Annotated in this window: 2 protein-coding genes and 1 pseudogene; all 3 read right to left on the bottom strand. The window is 61.3% G+C overall.

All coding sequences use genetic code 11. The features are described 5' to 3' along the window. Positions 1-94: 94 nt before the first annotated feature. Complete coding sequence (locus V8324_RS21785; RefSeq protein WP_336421978.1) at positions 95-460, bottom strand: hypothetical protein; 366 nt, start codon at positions 458-460, stop codon at positions 95-97. A gap of 292 nt (positions 461-752) precedes the next feature. Then, positions 753-875: pseudogene (locus tag V8324_RS21780) on the bottom strand (IS5/IS1182 family transposase); the annotation flags it as partial. A 456-nt stretch (positions 876-1331) separates the two neighbouring features. Then, positions 1332-1501, bottom strand: a 170-nt coding sequence (locus V8324_RS21775; protein WP_336421979.1) for a transposase, incomplete at its 5' end; no start/stop codon positions are given.

Genomic DNA, 1501 nt, shown 5'->3' with positions numbered 1-1501 from the left:
CGCCGAAGAACTCGAACGTGCGGACATGCGCGCCAATCCAATCCGGCAGCATCTCGTTCCAGCTGGCCTCGGCATAGGTGTAATGCGACGCGCCCTACGCCGCGACGAACAACTCGACGGGACGACGCGTGCCAGTGACGGGATCCGTCACCTCCATGCGCACGCCGGAATAGTCGACGAACAGCTTCTCGCCCGCGACTTGACGCTGGCGCATGGAGGGTGACAACCGCTTCACCCACGCTCGGTAATGCTGACAATAGGCGGAATATCCATAGCCATCATCCGGGTGGCACGCGCGATATTCCTCCCAAAGCAGGCGCAGGGTCACGCCAGGGTGCTTCAACTCCCGGTTGAATTTCGCCCAATCCGGCAGAGCAAACGGATCATCCTCTGCGCCTGCCACCTGGCGAAAAAGCTGCCGCTCAAGAGCGATCTCATCGAGTTCCTGAAGGCAGGCCACGAGAGCCCGGCCTCTGCGGCGCGCTGCAGATAATTCCGAGTGGACGTCCGCCCCAGCCCCAGACTGTCCGCAATCCTGCGCGTCGAACATCCCGAGGCGCGAAGTCGTAAAACATCCTTGATCTTGCGCATCCGCGGCAACCTTTCCATCTCGCCCTCCTGCTTCCTCAATCGGCGGCAGAATAGGCAGGGTCAGATCACCTCGCAGGTCTGTCTCAAAGGGGTGGCCACATGCCGTGGACTCCGTGGCCACATGTTCATGGAATCGAAGGCCACATGCGCGTGGAATACTCAGTCAGGCGCCGTGTCGATCCCGGCGCATGCCGGTTGATCATCTCAAGGGCCGCCTTGCGCTCGCCATGACCATCGGCGTGGGTCAGGTCCGCCCGCACCAAGATCCCGTCGCGGTGCTCCATCGCCCGCTCGTCCGTGGTCAGAGCAGCGCGCTCACCGGCATCACGTGCCGCCTGCCGGCACCAGGCCCGGGTAGTGTCGTGGGAGCAACCAAGCTTCGAGGCGACTGCCCGGTAAGCAACGTTGTCGCTGGTATGATCGGACCGGTGTTCGAGAAACAGCCGAACGCCGCGCTCGCGGAACTCGGCCGTGTATGTCGGACTGGGCTTTTTCTTCGATTACATAAGGGTCATCCCCTGAGAGCTTTACCCTCTCGGAAACTCGGGGCACACGTGCAAGCATATGGACCCCGTCTAATTGCAACGGTCTATTTGGCTCTGGATCGAAGGTCGCGATTGCTGATGTATATCCGGCTTCTTGGGGCGGACTGATAGATCATCGCCGCGAGCCCCGATCGATTTCCGCTTGCTTCTCCCTCATCGCCCCTCAGAGTCCGATTCAAAATGGGTTGAATGATTTCAGTCCCTTGCGAGGCGGCGGGTCATACGTCTGATATGGGCGATGAGGACCCAAGCCTCTGCGCTCTCGACGGTTCTTTCCCAACCTCTTGCCAGGCGGCGGCAGCGACCGAGCCATGCGAATGTGCGTTCGACGACCCATCTCCGGGGCAGCACCTCGAAACCCTCGG

It is taken from the genome of Roseovarius sp. D22-M7 (assembly GCF_037083785.1).
Lineage (GTDB): Bacteria > Pseudomonadota > Alphaproteobacteria > Rhodobacterales > Rhodobacteraceae > Roseovarius.
Note: the sequence above shows the minus strand (reverse complement) of the source record. Positions and strands in the feature narration are given on the sequence as shown.